Below are 20,536 nucleotides of genomic sequence, written 5' to 3'. Positions count from 1 at the left end.
GAGGGACGCGCCAGCGTCAGAAGATCTGGGTCATCAGGACATAGCGCTCATGCAGCCGGAACCCGGCCCGCTGGTAAAGCCGCTGGGTGGCGGCGTCGTCGCGGTCCACCTCCAGGTGCAGCCCGACGATGCCCGCCGATCTGAGCATGTCGCGCAGCCCGGTCAGCGCCTCCAGCGCGAGGCCGCGGCCGCGCACGCCGGGCCGGACGTAGAGCTCGTCCACGAAGGCGTCCATGCCGCCATATTCCACCGACCAGCCGAAGGTCAGCACGACATAACCGATCGGCGCGCGGATGGGGCCCACCAGGTAGATCGCCCCAAAGGGCGACCCCTCCAGCAGCGGCCCCAGCGCGCGGCGGCGGTGATCGTCGTCGGCGGCGATCCCCATCTCGGCGTGAAAGGCCGCGGCCAGCGGCAGCAGCCTGTCGATGTTCTCGGGGCGGGCCAGGTGCAGGGCGGTCATAGCCGGGCCAGCCTTTCGGTCAGCAGGTCGAAGAACCCCTCGGCGTCGATCTCGCGCATGAAGGTGGCGTTGGGCGCGCGGCCCGAGACGCGCCACCAGTCGGCCACGGTCATGCCGGTGGTCAAACGGCCTTGCGTTTCGATCTCCACGTTGATGTGGCGGCCGCGGAACAGGTCCGGGCGCAACAGGTAGGCGGTGACGCAGGGGTCGTGCAGCGGCGCCCCCTCGGCGCCGTATTTCTCGCGGTCGAAACGTTCGAAGAAATCGGTCATCGCGGCGACCGCCGGGCCGACAGTGCCGGGGAGGGCGCGGAACGCCTCGTTGCGTTCCCGCGTGACCAGCGCCCGGTGCGTGACGTCGAGCGGCATCACCGTCAGAGGCGCGCCGGAAGCGAACACGATTTCAGCGGCTTCCGGGTCGACGTAAATGTTGAACTCGGCCGCGGGGGTGATGTTGCCCACCTCGAAATAGGCGCCGCCCATCAGCACGATCTCGGCCACCCGGCCAACGATATCGGGGGCGCGGGCGAAGGCGGTGGCGATATTGGTCAGCGGCCCCAGCGGGCACAGCGTCACGCTTTCCGAGGGCTCGCCGCGCAGCGTGTCGATGATGAAATCGACGGCATGGGCCTGCTGCAGCGGCATCACCGGGTCGGGCAGCGCCGGGCCATTCAGCCCCGAGGCGCCGTGCACATGCTCGGCCGTGACCAGCCGGCGTTTCAGCGGGCGGTCGCATCCGGCGTGAACCTTTACATCAGCTTTGCCCGCCAACTCGCAGACAATTCTGGCATTCTTCTGGGTCAGGGGTAGGGGGACATTGCCCGCGACGGCGGTGATGCCCAGCACCTCCAGCTCCTCGGGGCTGGCCAGCGCCAGCAGGATGGCGACGGCGTCGTCCTGTCCGGGGTCGGTGTCGATGATGATCTTGCGGGGGGGCATGGCGTCTCCTGTCGCGGCGGAGACTGGCAAGGGCGCACCGGGATGTCCAGTGCGCCCTTGGGGCTGGCGGTCCGATCGGCGGTCAGCCGTCGAAATTGACCTCTTCGACCAGCCGCAGCGCGGTGGCGCGCAGCGCGGCCAGGTCCATCAGGTTGACGTCGTCGGGGGTGAAGCTGCCCCAGCCCGAGACCAGCTCAGACGGCTGGGTGCCCGGCGCCACGGGGTATTCGTAGTTCACCTCGGCATAGATCTCCTGCGCCTCCGGCGAGGCGAGGAACTCCATCAGCTTGACGGCGGCGTCGCGGTTCGGCGCGGCGGCGGTCAGCGACACGCCCGAGACGTTGACATGGGTGCCGCCGCCCTCGAACACGGGGAACAGCACGTTGACCGAATTGGCCCATTCGGTCTGTTCGGCATCGGCCAGCATCTCGCCCATGTAATAGGTGTTGCCGAGGCTGATGTCGCATTCGCCGGCCCAGATCGCCTTGACCTGCGCGCGGTCATTGCCCTGCGGCTTGCGCGCGAGGTTGGCCTTGACGCCCTCCAGCCAGGTCTTGGTGGCCTCTTCGCCGTGATGGTGCAGCATCGCGGCGACCAGCGCCAGCGTGTAGGAATGCGTGCCCGAGCGGGTGCAGATGCGGCCCTGCCATTTCGGATCGGCGAGATCCTCATAGGTGGTCACCTCGGCCGGATCCACGCGCTCCTTGCTGGCATAGACGATCCGCGCCCGGGTGGTCAGGGCGAACCACTGGTTGCCGGGATCGCGGAAATTGGCGGGGATCTGCGCCTCCAGCACGGCGCTCTGCACCGGCTGGGTGACGCCGGCCTCCACCGCCTCGGCGAGGCGCGAGATGTCGGTGGTCAGGATGATGTCGGCGGGCGAACGGTCGCCCTCGGCCAGCAGGCGCTCCACCATGCCCTTGCTGAGGAAGGCCACGTTGGTGGCGATGCCCGTCTGCTCGGTGAAGGCATCGAGAAGGGGCTGGATCAGCTCGGGCTGGCGGTAGGAATAGATATTCACCTCATCGGCCTGGACGGCGGGCGCCGCGATGCCGAGCGCGGCTGCGGCCGTGAGGGGAAGTCGAAGAAACCGGGTCATGTCAGCTCCTGTTGTTTGCGTGACACGGGTTAAATCCGACGATTTTGGTCAGGTCAATACCTGAATTTTTTAGTCGGCCTTTTCGCGCACCTTCGCCAGGTTCCACAGCGCGTCCATCTCATCGAGGTCGGATTCCTCCGGCCGCTTTCCGCGCTTTGCCAGTTCTTCCTCTATCACATTGAAACGGCGTGTGAATTTCGTGTTGGCGGCGCGCAGGGCCTCCTCGGGGTCGATCTTCAGATGGCGCGCGAGATTGGCGATCACGAACAGCAGGTCGCCGAATTCCTCGGTCACCTCTTCGTGAGAAAGCTCCGCGCGCGCCTCTTCCAGCTCGCGCGCCTCCTCGACGATCTTCTCCACCACCTCGTGAGTCGTGGGCCAGTCGAACCCCACCCGCGCCGCGCGCTTCTGAAGTTTCACCGCGCGGGTCAGCGCCGGCAGGCCGATGGCCACGTCGTCCAGAACCCCATGCGCGGCCTTGTCCGCGCGCTCGGCGGCCTTGATCCGCTCCCAGTCGGCGGTCTGCTGCTCGGCCGACTTGTCGCGGCTCTCGTCGCCGAAGACATGCGGATGGCGCGCCACCATCTTGTCGGACACCGCCCGGGCCACGCTGTCGAAATCGAACAGCCCCGCTTCCGCGCCCATCTGCGCGTGATAGACCACCTGCAAGAGCAGATCGCCCAGCTCGCCCTCCAGCTCTTCCCAGGCGCCGCGCGCGATGGCGTCGGCGACCTCATAGGCCTCCTCGATCGTGTAGGGCGCGATGGTGGCGAAATCCTGTTCGATGTCCCAGGGGCAACCGGTTTCGGGATCGCGCAGCCGGCGCATGATCTCCAGCAGGCGGGGCAGGCCGCCCGCGGGGTCGTGGATCAGATCCTCGCTCACAGGTCCAGCTCCACCCAGACCGGCACATGGTCGGAGGGCTTTTCGTGGCCGCGCAGCTCGCGCTCGATGCGGCAGTCGATCAGCAGGTCCGCCGCCTGCGGGGTCAGTAGGAAATGGTCGATGCGGATGCCGTCATCCCTGGTCCAGGCGCCGGCCTGGTAGTCCCAGAACGAATAATGGCCGGGGCCGCGGGTGCGCGCGCGAAACGCCTCGGTGAAGCCGAGGTTGAGGATCCGGCGGAAGGCGGCGCGGGACGCGGGCAGCGCCAGCGCGTCGTCCTTCCACGTCTCGGGCCGGGCGGCGTCCTCGTCCTGCGGGATGATGTTGTAGTCGCCCGCCATCAGCGCCGGCTCCTCGGCGGCGAGCAATTCGCGCGCCCGCGCCTCCAGCCGCGCCATCCAGGCCAGCTTGTAGTCGTATTTCGGTCCTGGCGCGGGGTTGCCGTTGGGCAGGTAGAGCCCGCAGATCCGCAGCGCCTGCTTGCCCACCACGGTGGCCTCGATCCAGCGGGCCTGCTCGTCCTCGTCGTCGCCGGGCAGGCCGCGGGTGACATCCTCGAGCGGCAGCTTGGACAGGATCGCCACGCCGTTGAAGCTTTTCTGGCCGTGGGTCTCGAGATTGTATCCGCGCTCCTCGAACGGCTCGCGCGGGAAGGCCTCGTCGACCGACTTGATCTCCTGCAACAGCGCCACGTCGGGCTGCGCCTCGTCCAGCCAGTCGAGCAGCGCGGGCAGCCGCGCCTTGATGCCATTGATGTTGAAAGTGGCGATTTTCATGTGCCTGCCCTTGTTTCTTCTGGCCCCAAATATCCCCGCCGGAGGCGAGAAAGTCCATGTGGCGCCGGAAAGATTCTATGCCTCCGGCGGGGATATTTTCAGCCAGAAGAAGCGGCTATCGCGGTGCCCGCCGCATGGCCCGAGGACCAGGCCCACTGGAAGTTGTAGCCGCCCAGCCAGCCGGTCACGTCCACCACCTCGCCGATGAAATAGAGGCCGGGTTGTGTCCGGCTTTCCATCGTGCGGGCGTTCAGCCCGCCGGTGTCCACGCCGCCCAGCGTGACCTCGGCGGTGCGGTAGCCCTCGCTGCCGGCGGGGGTGAGCCGCCAGCCGTGCAGGGCGTCGGACAGCGCGCGCAGGCGGCTGTCGGAATGATCGGCGAGGTTGCCGGCGAGGCCCAGACGTTCGGCGGTGTAGGCGGCGAGGCGGCCCGGCAACAGCTCGCCGAGCGCGGTGACGATGGATTTGCGCCCCGCCTCGGCGCGGCGGGCGCGCAGCGCCCGATAGGCGTCGCGGTCCGGCAGCAGGTCGATCGCGATCGCATCGCCCTCGCGCCAGTAGCTGGAGATCTGCAGGATCGCGGGGCCCGAGAGGCCGCGGTGGGTGAAGAGCAGCGCCTCGTCGAAACTGGTGCCCTTGCAGCTGACGCGGGCGGGCAGGGCGACGCCGGCCAGCCCCTTCAGCCCCTCCAGCGTGTCGCCGGTAAAGGTCAGCGGCACCAGTCCCGGGCGGGTCTCGGTCACCTCCATGCCGAACTGGCGCGCCACCTGGTAGCCGAATCCGGTGGCGCCCATTTTCGGGATCGACTTGCCGCCGGTGGAGATCACCAGGTTTTCGCAGGTTACCGGCGCGCCCTGGTCGAGCGTCAGGTGGAAGCGCCCGTCGCGGTGAGCGATGCCGGTGACGGCGGTCTGCAGGCGCAGCTCAGCCTGCGCCGCCTCGGCCAGCAGCATGGCCACGATCTGTTTCGCCGAGCCGTCGCAGAACAGCTGGCCCAGCGTCTTTTCGTGCCAGGCGATGCCGTGGCGATTCACCAGGTCGATGAAATCCCGCTGGGTGTAGCGCGCCAGGGCCGATTTGGCGAAATGCGGGTTGCCGGACAGGAAATTGCCGGGCCCGGCGTGCAGGTTGGTGAAGTTGCACCGCCCGCCGCCAGAGATGCGGATCTTCTCGCCCGGGGCGCGGGCATGGTCGATGACCAGCGTGCCGGGCCCTGCATGGGCCGCGCACATCAGGCCGGCGGCGCCGGCGCCGAGGATGACGGTTCTGTAGTCGGACATGGGCGGGATCCGTTGTTTTGCCCCTGCTTAGGCGTCGCGCGCGCGATTGGCCAGAGGCGCCGATGCCTTGATCTGGATCATGGCCGGCGCGAGGCAAGCGGCCCACGCTTTGCCTTGCGTGAAACGCGAAAACGGGAGGAGCCCACATGAAGACCTCATGGATCAGCGCCGCCGCGGCGGCAGCCATCGCAATCCCCTGCGCCGCTCAGGCCCAGGACATGGAGATCGGCCAGAGCGAATACATGAACAGTTGCGCGCAATGCCACGGCGCCTCCGGCAAGGGCGATGGCTATCTCGCGGGGTTTCTCAACGCCCCGATCCCGGATCTGACCGCCCTTCAGGCCAACAACGGCGGGGTGTTCCCGGTGGCGGCGGTCTACGGGATCATCGACGGCAGCGCCGCGTCGGGGGCGCATGGCTCCACCGACATGCCGGCCTGGGGCGACCGTTATTCGATCGAGGGCAACGCGGCGCTGGGCACCGAGTTCTCGCGCGAGGACCGCGCGGCCTATGTGCGCGGACGCATCCTGACGCTGGTCGAGTATATCTCGACCATGCAGGTGCAGTGACCCGCCGCGGCGGGGCGGCCCGGCCGGGCGGTCCCGCCCATCGCGCCTAGATCGAGAAGCTGGTGCCGCAGCCGCAGGAGGAGGTGGCGTTCGGGTTGTCGATCACGAAGCGCGCCCCGATCAGCTCTTCGGTGAAGTCGATGGTGGCGTTGGCGAGAAAGGGCAGCGAGACGCTGTCCACCACCACCTTTTCGCCGTCGCCTTCGAGCACCAGGTCGCCCTCGGCGGGGTCGTCCAGCGAGATGTCGTACTGGAACCCCGAGCAGCCGCCGCCCTCGACCGCGACGCGCAGCGCCTTGCCCTGCGCCGCGGCGCCGATTTCGGCCAGCCGTTCGAAGGCGCGCGGGGTCACCTTGGGGGGCAGGGTCATGTCCATTTTCAGAATCCCGTGTCAAATCCGTGCCATCTGGCATATATGGTCGCGAAAAACGGGCGACAAGCCAAGGGGACGACATGTTGGCAATCTATGCCTGCCACCCGGAGGACAGCCGGGGGCGGCTTTATCCCGAGAGCGTGAGCACCTTTCGCTCGTGTTTTCAGCGCGACCGCGACCGGATCATCCATTCCTCGGCCTTCCGGCGGCTGAAGCACAAGACCCAGGTCTTCATCGAGCATGAGGGCGATTTCTTTCGCACCCGGCTGACCCATTCCATCGAGGTGGCGCAGGTGGCGCGCACGCTGTCGGGGGCGCTGGGCCTGAACGCCGAGCTGACCGAGGCGGTGGCGCTGGCCCATGACCTGGGCCACACCCCCTTCGGCCATACAGGCGAGGACGCGATGGCGCGGCTGATGGCGCCCTATGGCGGCTTCGACCATAACGCGCAGGCGATCCGCATCGTCACCCGGCTGGAGCGCCATTATGCCGAGTTCGACGGGCTGAACCTGACCTGGGAAACGCTGGAGGGCATCGCCAAGCACAACGGCCCGGTGACCGGCGAGCTGCCCTATGCGCTGGCCGAATACAACGCCGTGCACGACCTGGAACTGCACACGCACGCCAGCGCCGAGGCGCAGGTGGCCGCGCTGGCCGACGACATCGCCTACAACCACCACGACATCCACGACGGGCTGCGCGCGCAGCTGTTCGACCAGGAGGAGGTGGCCGAGCTGCCGATCCTGCGCGACTGCTATGCCGAGGTGGACCGGAAATATCCCACCACGGACCGCTACCGCCGCCGGCACGAGGCGTTGCGCCGCTTCTTCGGCGTCATGGTCGAGGACGTGATCGCCGAGACCCGCCGCCGGCTGGCGGAATACGATCCGCAAAGCGCCGCCGCGGTGCGCACCGCCGGCGTGCCGATGGTGCGCTTCACCGAGGGCGTGTGGAACGACCTCAAGGTGCTGCGCAAGTTCATGTTCACCCGGATGTATCGCGCCCCCTCGGTGGTGGCGGTACGCAAGGAGGTGACCAAGGTCGTCGATGACCTCTTTCCCCTCTACATGGCCCATCCCGAGCTGCTGCCGCCGCGCTGGCAGCTGGATGTGCGGGCCGCGGGGGGGGACGAGACGGCGCTGGCGCGCGTCATCTGCGATTACGTCTCGGGCATGACCGACCGTTATGCGATCGAGATCCACAAGGAGCTGCTGGGCGGCACGGACTGAGGGAGGCGCCGATGAGCATGGTCGCGGAGGGGGCGCTGGCGCCGGTGATGGCCTTCGCGCTGGTGGGCGCGCTGGGCGTGGGGGCGCAGTGGCTGGCCTGGCGGCTGCGGATGCCCGCGATCGTGCTGATGCTGGGCGCGGGGCTGATCGTGGGGCCGGTGCTGGGCCTGTTCGACCCCGCGCGCGACCTGGGGCCGCTGATGGGGCCGATGATTTCGGTCGCGGTGGCGATCATCCTGTTCGAGGGCGGGCTGACGCTGAACCTGCACAGCTTGCGCGACGCGGCGGTGGGGGTGCGGCGGCTGGTGGTGATCGGCGCGCCGCTGGGCTGGCTGCTGTCTTCGCTGGCGCTGCATTATGTGGCGGGGCTGGGCTGGGCGGCGGCGGCGGTGTTCGGCGGCATCCTGATCGTGACCGGGCCGACGGTGATCGCGCCGCTCCTGCGCCAGGCGCGGCTGGCCCGCCGCCCGTCGCAGCTGCTGCAATGGGAGGCGATCGTCAACGATCCGATCGGGGCGCTGGCCGCGGTGCTGGCGTTCGAGCTGGTTCTGGTGCTGGATGAGGCTGAAAGCCTGACCCACGCGATCCGCGACATGGGGGTCGGGGTGGCGGTGGCGACCGCGCTGGGGCTGCTGACAGGCTGGGGCCTATCGTCCGCTTTCCGCCGCGCCTGGGTGCCGGAATTCATGAAGGTTCCGGTGCTCTTCGCCGTTCTTCTCGGCACCTTCGCGCTGTCCGACGCGGTGCTGCATGAAAGCGGCCTTCTGGCGGTCACGGCGATGGGGCTTTTCATCGCCAATGCCGACCTGCCCAGCTACGCCGAGTTGCGCCGGTTCAAGGAGCACGCCACGATCCTGCTGGTCTCGGGCGTATTCATCCTGCTGGCCGCGGGGCTGGAATTCGATGCGGTGGCGCGGCTGGACTGGCGCGCGGCGGGTCTGGTTGCGGTGGTGATCGGGCTCGTGCGGCCGGTGACGGTCCTGGCCTCGCTGGCCTTCACCCGCGTGCCGATGCGCGAGCGGCTGCTGGTCGCGTTCACCGGCCCGCGCGGCGTGGTGCTGGTGGCGGTGGCAGGGCTGTTCGGCGAGCGGCTGACGGCGCTGGGCTTCGAGGATGGCGCGCGGATCGGGCCGCTGGCCTTCGTGCTGGTGGCGGCCTCGGTGGTGCTGCACGGCTTCACCCTGCGGCCGCTGGCGCGCGCGCTGGGGCTGGCGGGGGGCGAGGTGCCGGGGGTGCTTATCGTCGGCGGCTCGCGCTGGGCGACGGGCTTTGCCGAGGCGCTGAACAAGGCCGAGGTGCCGGTGCTGATCGTCGATCCCAACCGCGCCCGGCTGCGCGGCGCGCGCGAGGCGGGGCTGCCCACCTTCTTCGGCGACATCCTGTCGGAGGCCGCCGAGCACAGCCTGGAGATCGCCTGTTACGGCATCGTCGTGGCGGCGACCGACAACGACGCCTACAACACGCTGGTGGCCACCGACGTGGCCCCTGAATTCGGCCGCGACAACGTGTTCCAGATCAAGCGCGCCGGGCAGGAGAGCGTCCGCCATGCGCTGCCCGCCACGCTGGGCGGCAAGAAGCTGGGAGAGGGGCAGGGCTACTGGGAGCTCAACGCGCGGATGACCGAGGGCTGGGGCTTTCGCGTGACGCGGCTCAGCGACGAGTTTACGCTGGAAGACTGGCGCGGGGACAATCCGGAGGCGGTGGTCCTGGCGCGGCTCCTGCCCACGGGCGATCTGCGGCTGCTGAAGGCGGAAGAGGATTTCTCGGCCCCCGCCGGCACGCGGCTGATCGCCATGGTGCCGCCCGAGGCGGGGCAGGCCGGGGAGCGGGCACAGCAATAGGGGCGGGGCAGGCGCATTGACCTCGGCCCGCGCCGTGGTAAACCCGCGGCAAGCAACAGGACAGGACAGATGAACCTTTTCACCGATCTCCGCGCGCTCGTGATCGACAGTCTCAACCAGATGGTCTCCGAAGGTGCGCTGCCCGAGGGCCTCGATTTCGCGAACGTGGCGGTCGAGCCGCCCCGCGACCCGGCGCATGGCGACATGGCCACGAACGCCGCCATGGTGCTGGCCAAGCCCGCCGGGCTGAAGCCGCGCGACATCGCCGACAGGCTGGCCGCCAGGCTGGCCGCCGACCCGCGCGTCACCGTGGCCGAGGTGGCCGGCCCCGGCTTCCTCAACCTGCGCCTGGCGCCGGTGGTCTGGCAGGGGCTGGTCAAGGCCGTGCTGGACGGCGGCATCGAATACGGTCGCTCGCAGATGGGGCAGGGCCAACGGGTCAATGTCGAATACGTCTCGGCCAACCCGACCGGCCCGCTGCATGTGGGCCACACCCGCGGCGCGGTCTTCGGCGACGCGCTGGCGAGCCTGCTGGCCTATTCCGGCCATGAGGTGACGCGCGAATACTACATCAACGACGGCGGGGCGCAGGTCGATGTGCTGGCCCGCTCGGTCTACCTGCGCTACCTCGAGGCGCATGGCGAGGCGGTGGAGTTCCCGGAGGGCACCTATCCCGGCGAATACCTGGTCGAGGTCGGCCAGAAGCTGATGGAGGAGGCCGGCGACCGTTACGTCGATCAGCCCGAAGAGGTCTGGCTGGCCGCGGTGCGCGAATACGCCACCGAGGCGATGATGGAGCTGATCCGCGCCGACCTGAAGGCGCTGGGCGTCGAGATGGACGTGTTCTTCAGCGAGAAATCCCTCTACGGCACCGGCCGGATCGAGGGTGCGCTGCAGGAGTTGCAGCGCAAGGGCCTGATCTACGAGGGCGTGCTGGAGCCGCCGAAGGGCAAGACCCCCGAGGATTGGGAGCCGCGCGAGCAGACGCTGTTCCGCTCCACCGAGCATGGCGACGACGTGGACCGCCCGGTGAAGAAATCCGACGGGTCCTGGACCTATTTCGCCCCCGACATCGCCTATCACTACGACAAGATCGAGCGCGGCTTTCACCAGCTGATCGACGTGTTCGGCGCCGATCATGGCGGCTATGTCAAGCGGATGAAGGCGGCGGTCTCGGCGCTGTCCGACGGCAAGGTGCCGCTGGACATCAAGCTCACCCAGCTGGTGAAGCTCTACAAGAACGGCCAGCCCTTCAAGATGTCCAAGCGGGCGGGCAATTTCGTCACCCTGCGCGACGTGGTGGACCAGGTGGGCCCGGACGTGACCCGCTTCGTCATGCTGACGCGCAAGAACGACGCGCCGCTGGATTTCGACTTCGACAAGGTGCTGGAGCAGTCCAAGGACAACCCGGTCTTCTATGTGCAATACGCCCATGCGCGGGTGTGCTCGGTGCTGCGCAAGGCCGTAGAGGCGGGGATCGCGGTGGACGACGAGACCCTGGCCGGAGCCGACCTGACCAAGCTCGGCCACGAGGCCGAGCTGGCGGTCGCGAAGAAGCTGGCCGAATGGCCGCGGCTGGTCGAGATCGCCGCGCGCACGCATGAGCCGCACCGCGTGGCCTTCTACCTCTACGAGCTGGCCTCCGAACTGCACGCGCTGTGGAACCGCGGCAACGAGGATCCGTCGCTGCGCTTCCTGCAGGAGGGCGACGCCGCGACCTCTCAGGCGAAAATCGCCCTCGCGCGGGCCGTCGCCGTTGTTATTTCCGCGGGCCTTGCTATTCTGGGCGTGACCCCGGTCGAGGAAATGCGCTGAACGAAAAATGGCGCGCCGCCCGGGGCCGATGAGGCAGGCAAGACCAACCGGGCGGGCGCGAACATGCGCCGCCACCGGGCTATGATGAGGCAGGAATGGCGGAGATTGAATTCGGGGAATTCGAGGCAGAACCGCAGCCGCGCAGGGGCGGCTTTCAAAGCATCGTCAACTGGGCCGGCGCGCTGACCTCGGTCGCGCTGGTGCTGGGGCTGGCGTTCTGGGGCTACCGGCTGACCGTGCGCGACGTGACCGGCGTGCCGGTGGTGCGCGCGCTGGAGGGTCCGATGCGCGTCGCGCCCGAGGATCCCGGCGGGGAAGCCGCCGCGCATCAGGGGCTGGCCGTGAACGCCGTTGCCGCCGCCGGCGAGGCCGAGCCGCCGGCCGAGCGTCTGGTTCTTGCCCCGCGCCCCGTCGCCCTGACCGCCGAGGACACGCCGGCCGCCAGCACGCCCCGGCTTGCCCCGGCCGCGCCGGCCGCCGAAGCGGCGCCCAAGTCCGCCGCCGAAGACGACGCCCCCCTCGTCTCGCCCGACCCGATCCAGGCCGCGCTGGCCATCGCCGTGGCCGAGAGCGGCGCCGCCGGGACCGCCGCCGCGGCCGGGCCGGAAACCGTGCCCGCCTCGCTCCCCGGCATCGCCCGCTCGCCGCGTCCCGCCAGGCGTCCCGAGGCCGCGCTGGCCACCCGCGCCGCGCAGCCCCCCGCCACCATCACCCCCGCCGATATCGAGATCGCCGCCGCCGACGTGTCCCCCGGCACCAACCTCGTGCAGCTCGGCGCCTACGACAGCGCCGATGTCGCCCGCGCCGAATGGCAGCGCCTGAGCGGCCGTTTCGACGCTCTGATGGCGGGCAAGCAGCGGCTGGTGCAATCCGCCAAATCCGGCGGCCGCACCTTCTACCGTCTGCGCGCGGTGGGCTTTGCCGACATTTCCGACGCGCGCCGTTTCTGCGCCGCGCTGACCGCCGAAAAGGCCGGCTGCATCCCGGTGGTGGCGCGGTGAGGGCAGGGGCCTTTCTGCTGGGCTGCTCCGGCCCCTGGCTGACCCCTGACGAGGCCGCCTTTTTCGCCGAGGCGCAGCCGCTGGGCTTCATCCTCTTCGCCCGCAATATCGAGGGCCCCGATCAGCTGCGCCGCCTGACCGGCGACCTGCGCGCGGCGGTGGGCCGCGACGCCCCCATCCTGATCGACCAGGAAGGCGGCCGCGTGCAGCGCCTGACGCCCCCGCACTGGCGGCGCTACCTGCCGCCGCTCGACCAGGTGCGGGCCGCCGGGCCGGACAAGGCCGCCCGCTCCATGTGGCTGCGCGCCCGCCTGATCGCCGAGGAACTGCGGGCGGTGGGCCTCGACGTCAACTGCACCCCCTGCGCCGACATCGCCCGGCCGGAAACCCATCCTTTCCTGCTGAACCGCTGCTACGGTTTCGACGCCGAGACCGTCGCGCAGATCGCCCGCGCGGTGGCCGATGGTTCGGCCGAGGGCGGCGTCCAGTCGGTGCTGAAACACATCCCCGGCCACGGCAGGGCGCAGGTGGACAGCCATCTCGACCTGCCCCGTGTCAGCGCCCCGCGCGCGGCGCTGGCCGAGGATTTCGCCCCCTTCCGCGCGCTCAACGACCTGCCCTTCGCGATGACCGCGCATATCGTCTACGACGCCATCGACCCCGACCTTCCGGCGACCCTGTCGCCGGCGATGATCGCGCTGATCCGCGACGAGATCGGCTTCGACGGCGTGCTGATGACCGACGACATCTCGATGCAGGCGCTGTCGGGTGGCATTGCCGAGATCTGCTCCGCGTCGCTCGCCGCGGGCTGCGACACGGTCCTGCACTGCAACGGCGACCTGTCCGAGATGCAGCAGGTCGCCGCCGCCTGCGGCCCGCTGTCCGACGCCGCCCGGGCCCGCGCCGAGGCCGCGCTGGCGCAGCGCCGCGCGCCCGTGCCGGTTGACATCGCGGCGCTGGAGGCCGAGCTTGAAGCCCTCGTGAAGGGGGCCGTGGCGCATGTCTGAACAGCCTGACCTGCCCGGCGTCGAGGCGCGGCTGGCCGCCGAGGCGCTGATCGTCGATGTCGACGGGTTCGAGGGCCCGCTCGACCTGCTGCTGATGCTGTCGCGGACGCAGAAGGTGGACCTGCGCCGGATCTCGGTGCTGCAACTGGCCCAGCAATATCTCGCCTTCGTCGAAAAGGCCAAGGAGCTGCGGCTGGAGCTGGCCGCCGACTACCTGGTCATGGCGGCCTGGCTCGCCTTCCTCAAATCGCGGCTGCTGCTGCCCCCCGACCCGACCGAGCAGGGCCCCTCGGGCGAGGAGCTGGCGGCCCATCTCGCCTTCCAGCTGGAGCGCCTGCAGGCGATGCGCGACGCCGCCGCGCAGCTCATGGCGCGCGATCAGCGGGGGCGCGATTTCTTCGCCCGCGGCCTGCCCGAGGATGTCATGCGCGTCCGTCACGTCCGCTACACCGCCACGCTGCTGGACCTGATGCAGGCCTATGCCCGGATCCGCACCCGCGACGACTTCCGCCCCTATGTGATGGACCGCGACGCGGTCTACACGATGGAGGAGGCGCTGGAGAGGATGCGCGGGCTGGTGGGCTATGCCGGCGACTGGACGGATCTCGCCAGCTACCTGCCCGAGGGGTGGCAGGTGGACCCGGTGCGCCGCCGCTCCGCCACCGCCGCCCATTTTGCCGCCACCCTGGAACTGGCCAAGCGCGGCGCCATCGAACTCAGACAGGGCGACACCTTCGCCCCGATCCAGATCCGCAGGAAAGAGACGTGACAGACGCCCCGCAGGAACAGAGCCTGTTCGAAGCCCCGCCCATGGCGGCGCAGGAACGCATGGTCGAGGCCATCCTCTTCGCCTCGGCCGAGCCCGTCACCGTGGCCGATCTGAACGCCCGCATGCCGCATGGCTGCGACGCCGCCGAGGCGCTGACCCACCTGCGCAAACGCTACGAGGGGCGCGGCGTGCGCGTGGTGCGCGTGGGCGAGGCCTGGGCGATCCGCACCGCGCCCGATCTCGGCTTCCTGATGCAGAAGGAAACGGTCGAGACCCGCAAGCTCAGCCGCGCCGCGATCGAGACGCTGGCGATCATCGCCTATCACCAGCCCGTCACCCGCGCCGAGATCGAGGAGATCCGCGGCGTCTCGGTCAGCCGCGGGACGGTGGACCAGTTGCTGGAGATGGAATGGATCCGCTTCGGCCGCCGCCGGATGACGCCGGGCCGGCCCGTCACCTTCGTGGTCACGCAGGATTTCCTCGACCATTTCGGGCTGGAAAGCGCCCGCGACCTGCCGGGGCTGAAGGAACTGCGCGCCGCGGGCCTGCTGGACAGCCGACCCATGCCCGGCCGCGAGGACCGCGACGAAGAGCGCGACGACAGCGAAGACCAGGGCGATATGTTTGAGCAGGAACCCTGAAGGAGGGCCCGCCGATGAATATCAACGGACTGATCGACATGGTGATCAAGCAGGTCGTCAACCGCCTCCTGCGCGCCGGTGTGGACAAGGGCATCGACATGGCCGCCCGCCGCGGCCCGGCCAAGCGCCCGGCCGAGATGGACGAACAGGAGCTTGCCCAGCACCGCGCCGCCCGGCAGACCGCGCGCCGCGCCAAGCAGGCCCTGCGCGCCGGCCGCAGGATCGGCCGCTTCTAGGCGCGGCCCGCCCCTTCTTCTTGGCGCAAAAACTCCCGCCGGAGGCCTCTGCCCGCAGGGCAGACCGCATCGCGCCGGTTGCGCCGCTCACCGCGCGCGGAAATGCTTGCTCAGCTTCAGGCCCTGGCCCTGATAGTTCGACGCGATGCCCTCGCCGTAGAGTTGCGCGGGCCGCTCTGCCATCCGCTCATAGACCAGCCGCCCCACGATCTGGCCGTGCTCCAGCACGAAGGGCGCCTCGTGGCAGCGCACCTCAAGCACGCCGCGCGCGCCTTCGCCGCCCGCCGCGGCATGGCCGAAGCCGGGGTCGAAGAAGCCCGCGTAATGCACGCGAAACTCGCCCACCATGGCCAGGTAGGGGGCCATCTCGGCGGCGTAGTCGGGCGGGATATGCACCGCCTCGCGGCTGACCAGGATGTAGAATGCGCCGGGGTCGAGGATGATCTGCCCGTTGCGGGTGCGGATCTCCTCCCAGAATTCGGCGGGGTCGTATTCCCCGATCCGGTCGAGGTCGATCACCCCGGTATGCGGCTTTGCGCGGTAGCCCACCAGGTCGCCCTCCGCCGGCTTCAGATCGACCGAGAATCCCAGCCCCTGGGAAATCACCGCCTCGCCCGAGACCAGCCCGGTCGCGGCGTGCAGCGCGGTCAGCTCGGCATCGCTCAGCACTGCCTGGCCGCGGCGGAACCGGATCTGGTTCAGCCGCATCCCGGGCCGCACCAGCACCGAGAAGGAGCGCGGGCAGATCTCCGCATAGAGCGGGCCGGTGTAGCCCGCGGGGATGCGATCGAATTCCTCGCCGCCATCGGTGATGGCGCGGGTCAGCAGGTCGAGCCGCCCGGTGGAGCTCTTGGCGTTGGCCACCGCCTGGATGCCCTCGGGCAGGGCGAGCCGCTCCATCAGCGGCACGACATAGACGCAGCCCTTTTCCAGCACCGCGCCGCCCTCCAGGTCGATGCGGTGCATCTCGAATTCTTCCAGCCGCTCGGCGACGCTGCGGCCCGCACCGGCCAGGAACGAGGCGCGCACGCGGTAGGCCACATTGCCCAGCCGCAGGTCGAGCGAGGCCGGCTGGATCTGTTCGGGCGTGATCGCGGGCGCGCCGCTGAGCGCGCCACTGCCGATCAGGGCCGAGATGGATTGAGAGGGCAGAACGCCGGTGCCTGTCATGTGATCCCCCCTGAAAAACAGAACCGCCCGCGGCCCGGATGGGCGCGGGCGGTTGTGATGTTGGTCGGGCTAGCAGGACTCGAACCTGCGACCTTCCGTCCCCCAGACGGACGCGCTACCAGGCTGCGCCATAGCCCGACGTGGAGCGTCTTGTAGCATGTTTGCCGGCGGGGGCAAGACGGAAATCCGCCTTTCTCGAGAGGTTTATTCACCTTTGCCAAACCGGTCCCGCAGATCGCTCAGCCGGGCCAGCGCGGCGGTCAGCGCGGCGGGATGGCGGGTGGCCAGGTGGCGCGCCCGCGCGGGGTCGCGCAGCCGGGCGCGCAGGCCCGGCTCGGCGGGAAGAGAATCATCCGCCGGGTCGGCGGCGGGCAGGTCCGCACCCAGCGGGGCAGGGCGCCGCGCGCCCGGCTCATGCGCGGCGGGGCGGGCCGCGGCCGCCTCCGGTTCCGATTCCGCCGCCTCGGGCACGCCCTCCGCGAAGAGGTCGAGCTGCGGCACCAGCGGGCTCAGCGGCACCACGTTCGAGGGGCGCACGCCCGAAGCGGCCTGCGACGCGGGCGCTTGCGGCGTGGGGCCGGGCGCCTCGGCCTGGGGGGCGGGGGCTGCGGCGGGGGATTCGCGCTCGGGCCCGGCGGGGGGCGCGCTGTCCGGCGCAGACGGGGGCGCGATCGCGGCCTCGGCTTCGGCCTGCCCGGCGCCGTCGAGCGGCTGCGACAGGGCGGCCACATGCTTGACGCCCTGTTCGCGCAGGATCTTCTGCACGCCGCGGATGGTCATCCCCTCTTCGTGCAGCAGCTTCTTGATGCCGCCCAGCAGCAGCATGTCGGAGGGGCGGTAATAGCGGCGCCCGCCGGCGCGCTTCACCGGCTTGACCTGGGTAAAGCGGCTTTCCCAGAACCGCAGCACATGGGCCGGGGTCTCCAGCCACTCGGACACCTCGCTGATGGTGCGGAAGGCGTCGGGCGATTTTCCCATCGCCGGGCTCAGCCCTTGTTGCCGGCGGCCACCCGGTCTTTCATCAGGTGCGAGGGGCGGAAGGACAGCACCCGCCGGGGATGGATCGGGACCTCTTCGCCGGTCTTCGGGTTGCGGCCCACGCGCGCGGCCTTCTCGCGCACGCTGAAGGTGCCGAAGGACGAGATCTTGACCGTTTCGCCGGCGACCAGCGCGTCGGACATATGCGCCAGGACGCTTTCCACCAGGGCGGCGGAGTCGTTGCGCGACAGCCCGACCTCGCGGAAAACCGCCTCGCTCAGGTCCATCCTTGTGAGAGTTTTGCCACTCATGTCCCGTCCCCTGTCCCTAGCTTTGACCGGCAGCTTAGGGAGAAAAGAATTTCCGAGTCAATATCAAGGGCTTGATGGGCCCGTTTCGGCGGGTTCTTACCAGCGCAGAACCACCGCGCCCCAGGCCAGTCCGCCGCCGATCGCCTCGGTCACGATCAGGTCGCCCGGCTTGATCTTGCCTTGCGCCTTGCCGACCGACAGCGCCAGCGGGATCGAGGCGGCGGAGGTGTTGCCGTGGTCCTGGACGGTGACGATGACGTGATCCATCGGCACCTGCATGCGCTGCGCGGTGGCCTTGATGATCCTCAGGTTGGCCTGGTGCGGCACGATCCAGTCGACATCGGCGCCGCTCAGCCCCACCTTGTCCAGCGCGGCATGCGCGGTGGCGGCGAGTTTCTCGACCGCGTGGCGGAACACTTCCTTGCCCAGCATGCGGACGAAGCCGCTGTGGCCCTTGGACACGCCGCCATCGACATAGAGGATATCGCCGAAGCGCCCGTCGGAATGCAGGTCGGTGGCCAGGATGCCGCGGTCCGCGGCGGTGCCCGTCCCCTCGGCCCCCTCCAGCACCAGCGCGCCGGCGCCGTCGCCGAACAGCACGCAGGTCGAGCGGTCCTCCCAGTCGAGGATCCGCGAGAAGGTTTCGGCGCCGATCACCAGCACCCGGTTCGCCTGTCCCGACAGGATCATCGCGTTGGCGGTGCTCATGGCGTAGATGAAGCCCGCGCAGACCGCCTGCACGTCGAAGGCGAAGCCGCGGGTCATGCCCAGCGCCTTCTGCACCATGGTCGCGGCGGAGGGGAAGGTCAGGTCGGGGGTCGAGGTGGCCAGGATGATGGCGTCGAGATCGCCAGCCTCCATCCCCGCATCCTCAAGCGCGGCGCGCGCGGCGGCGACCGCCAGATCCGAGGTGTGCTCCCCCTCGGCGGCAAAATGGCGCCGCTCGATGCCCGAGCGGGTGCGGATCCATTCATCCGTGGTATCGATCTTGCCTTCGAATTCGGTGTTGGGAACCACGCGTTCCGGAAGGTAATGCCCGACACCTCTGACCACGGCGCGTTTTGTCATTGTTTTCAACCGTTGCTCGCCTTGTTTTGCGGCGCATTCTGGCCCGGGGTGGTGGCGGATGCAACCCGCGCCGCGAGCCGTTCGGAAAAGCCGCTCTGGGCCAGCTGGAACGCCAGCTTGACCGCCGCCGAGACGCCGGTGGCATCGGCGGAGCCATGCGATTTGACCACCGTGCCGTTGAGGCCGAGGAACACCCCGCCGTTGACCCGGCGCGGGTCGATCCGCTTTTTCAGGCGCTGCATCGAGGTGTAGGCCAGCAGGGCCGCGATGCGCGACAGCGGCGAGAACTTGAACGCCGCCTTCAGCAATTCGCTGATCAGGTTGGCGGTGCCCTCGGCGGTCTTCAGCGCGACGTTGCCGGTGAAGCCGTCGGTCACGATGACGTCGACCTTGGCCGAGGGGATGTCGCCGCCCTCGACGAAGCCCACGAAATCGAAATCATTGGCGGGGGCAGCGGCGGCGATCAGGTCATGGGCGGCCTTCAGCTCGGCGCGGCCCTTGTGCTCCTCGGTGCCGACGTTCAGCAGGCCCACGCGCGGATGCGGCATGCGCATGCCGTTGCGGGCGTAGGAGGCGCCCATCAGCGCGTATTGCAGCAGGTCGTGCTCGTCCGCGCGGATATCAGCGCCGACGTCCAGCATCACGTTGAATCCCTTGGGATTGCGCGAGGGCCACAGGCAGGCGATGGCGGGGCGGTTGACGCCAGGCAGCTTGCGCAGGCGCACCATGCTCAGCGCCATCAGCGCGCCGGTATTGCCGCAGGAGACGCAGACCGTGGCCTCGCCGTTGCGGACGCTTTCGATCGCGGACCACATCGAGCTGCCCTTGCCGTGACGCATCACATGGCTGGGCTTCTCGTCCATCGTCACCACGTCTTCGGCGTGACGGATCTCGCAGCGGCCGGCCAGCACGCGACGGCGCGCGACCAGCCGCTCCAGCGTGGCCCGAGGGCCGTGCAGGATGAAGCGGATGTCGGGATTCTTCGCCGCCGAACGCGCGATACCGGCGACCACGGCCGCCGGTCCACGATCTCCGCCCATGGCGTCGATCGAAATCACGGTGCTCGGGGCTTTGCTGACACTGGGAGTTTGATCTGTGTTCATGATCCGACGCCAGCCAAGCCGTTTCGCTTATGCCGCGTCTTCGTCCAGATCGATCTCGTCGGCCTGGGCAATCACCTCACGGTCGGCATAGGTGCCGCAGGAGGGGCAGACGTGGTGGGGGCGCTTCAGCTCGCCGCAGGAGGGGCACTCGGCCGGGTTGCCGGCGACCAGCGCATCGTGCGAGCGACGGTTTCCGCGGCGCGACCGCGTGACTTTATTCTGAGGGACAGCCATGTCTCAACCTCGGTGTTTAGGGGCGCGCAGGGCCCGGTTGTTCTTGCGAATGAGCGGTGGAGGCGCCCGGTGGCGCGTGGTCCGGCCCAACATGTAAACGAGGCCGGGAACATACTCGGATTCGGCCCCGGCGCAAGTGTTTTCTGCCCGGCCCGTCAGTCCTTTTTCTGCTTCTTCAGAAGCTCGGCCAGCCCGGCCAGCGGTTTCGCTTCCTCGTCGGTCATCGGGCGCTGGCCGGGTTCGGTATAAGCCGCGGCGCCCAGCGCGGCGCCCTCGGCCCGCGGATAGAGCGGCAGCGCCAGCGCCAGCGCCTCGGCCATGACCTGTCCGAGGTCCAGCGTCTCGGGCAGCGGCTCCAGGGTCTCGTCCTCCGGCATCTCCACCTCGTCGCCCTCGGGGCCGGCGGGCAGGTCGGCGAGATAGCGCCGGGTGATCTCTTCGTCGATGCGGGTGGTGACGGGCTCCAGCGTGACCACGCAGGGCTGCACCACGGTGGCGCCCAGATGCGCCTCCAGCCGCCAGTCGCGCTTGCCCTCGGGCACCAGCTGCCCCTCGAAGCGCAGCTTGCGCAGGCCGATGAGGCCCAGTTCGTCGGCCAGCGCGGCGCGCGCCTCGGCGCCGGGGACCAGCGAAAACGGCAAGGCCCGCGCGTCGCGCAGCGTGGCAAGGCGGACCGGGGGCGGGGGGAAGGCGTCATCGGACATGGGCGGTTCCATTCTTGAACAGGGGGCGAACCTTCTGTAAGCGGAT

23 protein-coding genes and 1 tRNA gene are annotated in these 20,536 nt (G+C 69.4%); 9 read left to right on the top strand and 15 right to left on the bottom strand.

From position 1 onward, the window contains the following. Positions 1 to 16 precede the first annotated feature (16 nt). The 6 genes from KCI33_RS15240 to KCI33_RS15215 form a co-directional block, all read right to left on the bottom strand. Entirely contained in the window at positions 17 to 463 is a 447-nt protein-coding gene (locus KCI33_RS15240; protein ID WP_212525663.1) for a GNAT family N-acetyltransferase, read from the bottom strand. Beyond that, positions 460 to 1,401, bottom strand: a complete 942-nt coding sequence (locus KCI33_RS15235; protein WP_212525662.1) for a nucleoside hydrolase — start codon at positions 1,399 to 1,401, stop codon at positions 460 to 462. Before KCI33_RS15235 ends, KCI33_RS15240 begins: the two co-directional genes overlap by 4 nt. Before the next feature lie 82 nt (positions 1,402 to 1,483). Next, complete coding sequence (locus KCI33_RS15230) at positions 1,484 to 2,500, bottom strand: Fe(3+) ABC transporter substrate-binding protein (protein ID WP_212525661.1); 1,017 nt, start codon at positions 2,498 to 2,500, stop codon at positions 1,484 to 1,486. 69 nt (positions 2,501 to 2,569) lie between these two features. Continuing rightward, positions 2,570 to 3,385, bottom strand: coding sequence for a nucleoside triphosphate pyrophosphohydrolase (gene mazG, locus KCI33_RS15225; RefSeq protein WP_212525660.1), 816 nt, complete (start codon positions 3,383 to 3,385; stop codon positions 2,570 to 2,572). Next, positions 3,382 to 4,161, bottom strand: coding sequence for an exodeoxyribonuclease III (xth, locus tag KCI33_RS15220; RefSeq protein ID WP_212525659.1), 780 nt, complete (start codon positions 4,159 to 4,161; stop codon positions 3,382 to 3,384). The genes mazG and xth overlap by 4 nt, the downstream gene beginning before the upstream one ends. A gap of 98 nt (positions 4,162 to 4,259) precedes the next feature. Then, complete coding sequence (locus tag KCI33_RS15215) at positions 4,260 to 5,441, bottom strand: NAD(P)/FAD-dependent oxidoreductase (RefSeq protein WP_212525658.1); 1,182 nt, start codon at positions 5,439 to 5,441, stop codon at positions 4,260 to 4,262. A gap of 146 nt (positions 5,442 to 5,587) precedes the next feature. Between KCI33_RS15215 and KCI33_RS15210 the strand changes: the two genes are divergently transcribed. Continuing rightward, complete coding sequence (locus KCI33_RS15210) at positions 5,588 to 6,010, top strand: c-type cytochrome (protein ID WP_212525657.1); 423 nt, start codon at positions 5,588 to 5,590, stop codon at positions 6,008 to 6,010. Positions 6,011 to 6,056: 46 nt separating this feature from the next. Here KCI33_RS15210 and KCI33_RS15205 read toward each other — a convergent pair whose 3' ends face one another. Next, a complete protein-coding gene (locus KCI33_RS15205) occupies positions 6,057 to 6,380 on the bottom strand; it encodes an iron-sulfur cluster assembly accessory protein (RefSeq protein WP_212525656.1) in 324 nt (107 codons plus the stop codon). A 41-nt stretch (positions 6,381 to 6,421) separates the two neighbouring features. Here KCI33_RS15205 and KCI33_RS15200 point away from each other — a divergent pair, with 41 nt between their 5' ends. The 8 genes from KCI33_RS15200 (at position 6,422) to KCI33_RS15165 (ending at position 14,922) form a co-directional block, all read left to right on the top strand. Then, complete coding sequence (locus tag KCI33_RS15200) at positions 6,422 to 7,612, top strand: deoxyguanosinetriphosphate triphosphohydrolase (RefSeq protein WP_349252216.1); 1,191 nt, start codon at positions 6,422 to 6,424, stop codon at positions 7,610 to 7,612. Between the two features lie 11 nt (positions 7,613 to 7,623). After that, the gene (locus KCI33_RS15195; protein ID WP_212525654.1) at positions 7,624 to 9,453 is read left to right on the top strand and encodes a sodium:proton antiporter; all 1,830 of its coding nucleotides are present in this window, start codon (positions 7,624 to 7,626) and stop codon (positions 9,451 to 9,453) included. 69 nt (positions 9,454 to 9,522) lie between these two features. Further along, positions 9,523 to 11,268, top strand: coding sequence for an arginine--tRNA ligase (argS, locus tag KCI33_RS15190; protein WP_212525653.1), 1,746 nt, complete (start codon positions 9,523 to 9,525; stop codon positions 11,266 to 11,268). A 95-nt stretch (positions 11,269 to 11,363) separates the two neighbouring features. Continuing rightward, the gene (locus KCI33_RS15185) at positions 11,364 to 12,269 is read left to right on the top strand and encodes an SPOR domain-containing protein (RefSeq protein ID WP_212525652.1); all 906 of its coding nucleotides are present in this window, start codon (positions 11,364 to 11,366) and stop codon (positions 12,267 to 12,269) included. Beyond that, the gene (locus KCI33_RS15180) at positions 12,266 to 13,276 is read left to right on the top strand and encodes a glycoside hydrolase family 3 protein (RefSeq protein WP_212525651.1); all 1,011 of its coding nucleotides are present in this window, start codon (positions 12,266 to 12,268) and stop codon (positions 13,274 to 13,276) included. Before KCI33_RS15185 ends, KCI33_RS15180 begins: the two co-directional genes overlap by 4 nt. Next, positions 13,269 to 14,045 (top strand): ScpA family protein, encoded by a 777-nt coding sequence (locus KCI33_RS15175; protein ID WP_212525650.1) that lies wholly within the window; start codon positions 13,269 to 13,271, stop codon positions 14,043 to 14,045. The genes KCI33_RS15180 and KCI33_RS15175 overlap by 8 nt, the downstream gene beginning before the upstream one ends. Positions 14,046 to 14,086: 41 nt before the next feature. Further along, complete coding sequence (gene scpB / locus KCI33_RS15170; RefSeq protein ID WP_212525679.1) at positions 14,087 to 14,686, top strand: SMC-Scp complex subunit ScpB; 600 nt, start codon at positions 14,087 to 14,089, stop codon at positions 14,684 to 14,686. Between the two features lie 14 nt (positions 14,687 to 14,700). Beyond that, positions 14,701 to 14,922 carry a hypothetical protein gene (locus KCI33_RS15165; protein WP_212525649.1) on the top strand — a complete coding sequence of 74 codons (222 nt, stop codon included), beginning with the start codon at positions 14,701 to 14,703 and terminating at the stop codon, positions 14,920 to 14,922. An 87-nt stretch (positions 14,923 to 15,009) separates the two neighbouring features. Here the strand turns inward: KCI33_RS15165 and KCI33_RS15160 are convergent, their stop codons facing one another. From KCI33_RS15160 to KCI33_RS15125, 8 genes are all read right to left on the bottom strand, one after another. Beyond that, a complete protein-coding gene (locus KCI33_RS15160) occupies positions 15,010 to 16,092 on the bottom strand; it encodes a 2'-deoxycytidine 5'-triphosphate deaminase (protein ID WP_212525648.1) in 1,083 nt (360 codons plus the stop codon). 61 nt (positions 16,093 to 16,153) lie between these two features. Continuing rightward, a tRNA-Pro gene (locus KCI33_RS15155) sits at positions 16,154 to 16,230 on the bottom strand. Between the two features lie 66 nt (positions 16,231 to 16,296). Beyond that, positions 16,297 to 17,070 (bottom strand): MerR family transcriptional regulator, encoded by a 774-nt coding sequence (locus KCI33_RS17960; RefSeq protein ID WP_249139092.1) that lies wholly within the window; start codon positions 17,068 to 17,070, stop codon positions 16,297 to 16,299. Positions 17,071 to 17,078: 8 nt separating this feature from the next. Next, positions 17,079 to 17,381, bottom strand: a complete 303-nt coding sequence (gene ihfA, locus KCI33_RS15145) for an integration host factor subunit alpha (protein WP_212525647.1) — start codon at positions 17,379 to 17,381, stop codon at positions 17,079 to 17,081. Positions 17,382 to 17,477: 96 nt separating this feature from the next. After that, positions 17,478 to 18,449 carry a beta-ketoacyl-ACP synthase III gene (locus KCI33_RS15140; RefSeq protein WP_212525646.1) on the bottom strand — a complete coding sequence of 324 codons (972 nt, stop codon included), beginning with the start codon at positions 18,447 to 18,449 and terminating at the stop codon, positions 17,478 to 17,480. 5 nt (positions 18,450 to 18,454) lie between these two features. Continuing rightward, positions 18,455 to 19,552: a phosphate acyltransferase PlsX gene (plsX, locus tag KCI33_RS15135; protein ID WP_212525645.1), complete on the bottom strand. Its 1,098-nt coding sequence runs from the start codon at positions 19,550 to 19,552 to the stop codon at positions 18,455 to 18,457. Between the two features lie 27 nt (positions 19,553 to 19,579). Then, positions 19,580 to 19,786 carry a 50S ribosomal protein L32 gene (rpmF, locus tag KCI33_RS15130; protein ID WP_212525644.1) on the bottom strand — a complete coding sequence of 69 codons (207 nt, stop codon included), beginning with the start codon at positions 19,784 to 19,786 and terminating at the stop codon, positions 19,580 to 19,582. A 155-nt stretch (positions 19,787 to 19,941) separates the two neighbouring features. Further along, a complete protein-coding gene (locus KCI33_RS15125) occupies positions 19,942 to 20,490 on the bottom strand; it encodes a DUF177 domain-containing protein (protein ID WP_212525643.1) in 549 nt (182 codons plus the stop codon). Between the last annotated feature and the right edge of the window lie 46 nt (positions 20,491 to 20,536).

This window comes from Actibacterium sp. MT2.3-13A, from assembly GCF_018139985.1.
In the GTDB taxonomy this organism is placed as follows: Bacteria; Pseudomonadota; Alphaproteobacteria; order Rhodobacterales; family Rhodobacteraceae; genus JAGSOU01.
This window is presented reverse-complemented; position numbering and strand designations above follow the sequence as displayed.

Excerpts from the sequence above, each read along its gene's own strand:
- rpmF (WP_212525644.1), bottom strand. The coding sequence starts at position 19,786 with ATGGCTGTCCCTCAGAATAAAGTCACGCGGTCGCGCCGCGGAAACCGT.
- xth (WP_212525659.1), bottom strand. The coding sequence starts at position 4,161 with ATGAAAATCGCCACTTTCAACATCAATGGCATCAAGGCGCGGCTGCCC.
- KCI33_RS15215 (WP_212525658.1), bottom strand. The coding sequence starts at position 5,441 with ATGTCCGACTACAGAACCGTCATCCTCGGCGCCGGCGCCGCCGGCCTG.
- KCI33_RS15240 (WP_212525663.1), bottom strand. The coding sequence starts at position 463 with ATGACCGCCCTGCACCTGGCCCGCCCCGAGAACATCGACAGGCTGCTG.
- ihfA (WP_212525647.1), bottom strand. The coding sequence starts at position 17,381 with ATGAGTGGCAAAACTCTCACAAGGATGGACCTGAGCGAGGCGGTTTTC.
- KCI33_RS15160 (WP_212525648.1), bottom strand. The coding sequence starts at position 16,092 with ATGACAGGCACCGGCGTTCTGCCCTCTCAATCCATCTCGGCCCTGATC.
- plsX (WP_212525645.1), bottom strand. The coding sequence starts at position 19,552 with ATGAACACAGATCAAACTCCCAGTGTCAGCAAAGCCCCGAGCACCGTG.
- KCI33_RS17960 (WP_249139092.1), bottom strand. The coding sequence starts at position 17,070 with ATGGGAAAATCGCCCGACGCCTTCCGCACCATCAGCGAGGTGTCCGAG.
- KCI33_RS15235 (WP_212525662.1), bottom strand. The coding sequence starts at position 1,401 with ATGCCCCCCCGCAAGATCATCATCGACACCGACCCCGGACAGGACGAC.
- KCI33_RS15230 (WP_212525661.1), bottom strand. The coding sequence starts at position 2,500 with ATGACCCGGTTTCTTCGACTTCCCCTCACGGCCGCAGCCGCGCTCGGC.
- argS (WP_212525653.1), top strand. The coding sequence starts at position 9,523 with ATGAACCTTTTCACCGATCTCCGCGCGCTCGTGATCGACAGTCTCAAC.
- KCI33_RS15185 (WP_212525652.1), top strand. The coding sequence starts at position 11,364 with ATGGCGGAGATTGAATTCGGGGAATTCGAGGCAGAACCGCAGCCGCGC.
- KCI33_RS15210 (WP_212525657.1), top strand. The coding sequence starts at position 5,588 with ATGAAGACCTCATGGATCAGCGCCGCCGCGGCGGCAGCCATCGCAATC.
- KCI33_RS15175 (WP_212525650.1), top strand. The coding sequence starts at position 13,269 with ATGTCTGAACAGCCTGACCTGCCCGGCGTCGAGGCGCGGCTGGCCGCC.
- KCI33_RS15205 (WP_212525656.1), bottom strand. The coding sequence starts at position 6,380 with ATGACCCTGCCCCCCAAGGTGACCCCGCGCGCCTTCGAACGGCTGGCC.
- KCI33_RS15140 (WP_212525646.1), bottom strand. The coding sequence starts at position 18,449 with ATGACAAAACGCGCCGTGGTCAGAGGTGTCGGGCATTACCTTCCGGAA.
- KCI33_RS15165 (WP_212525649.1), top strand. The coding sequence starts at position 14,701 with ATGAATATCAACGGACTGATCGACATGGTGATCAAGCAGGTCGTCAAC.
- KCI33_RS15125 (WP_212525643.1), bottom strand. The coding sequence starts at position 20,490 with ATGTCCGATGACGCCTTCCCCCCGCCCCCGGTCCGCCTTGCCACGCTG.
- KCI33_RS15195 (WP_212525654.1), top strand. The coding sequence starts at position 7,624 with ATGAGCATGGTCGCGGAGGGGGCGCTGGCGCCGGTGATGGCCTTCGCG.
- scpB (WP_212525679.1), top strand. The coding sequence starts at position 14,087 with ATGGCGGCGCAGGAACGCATGGTCGAGGCCATCCTCTTCGCCTCGGCC.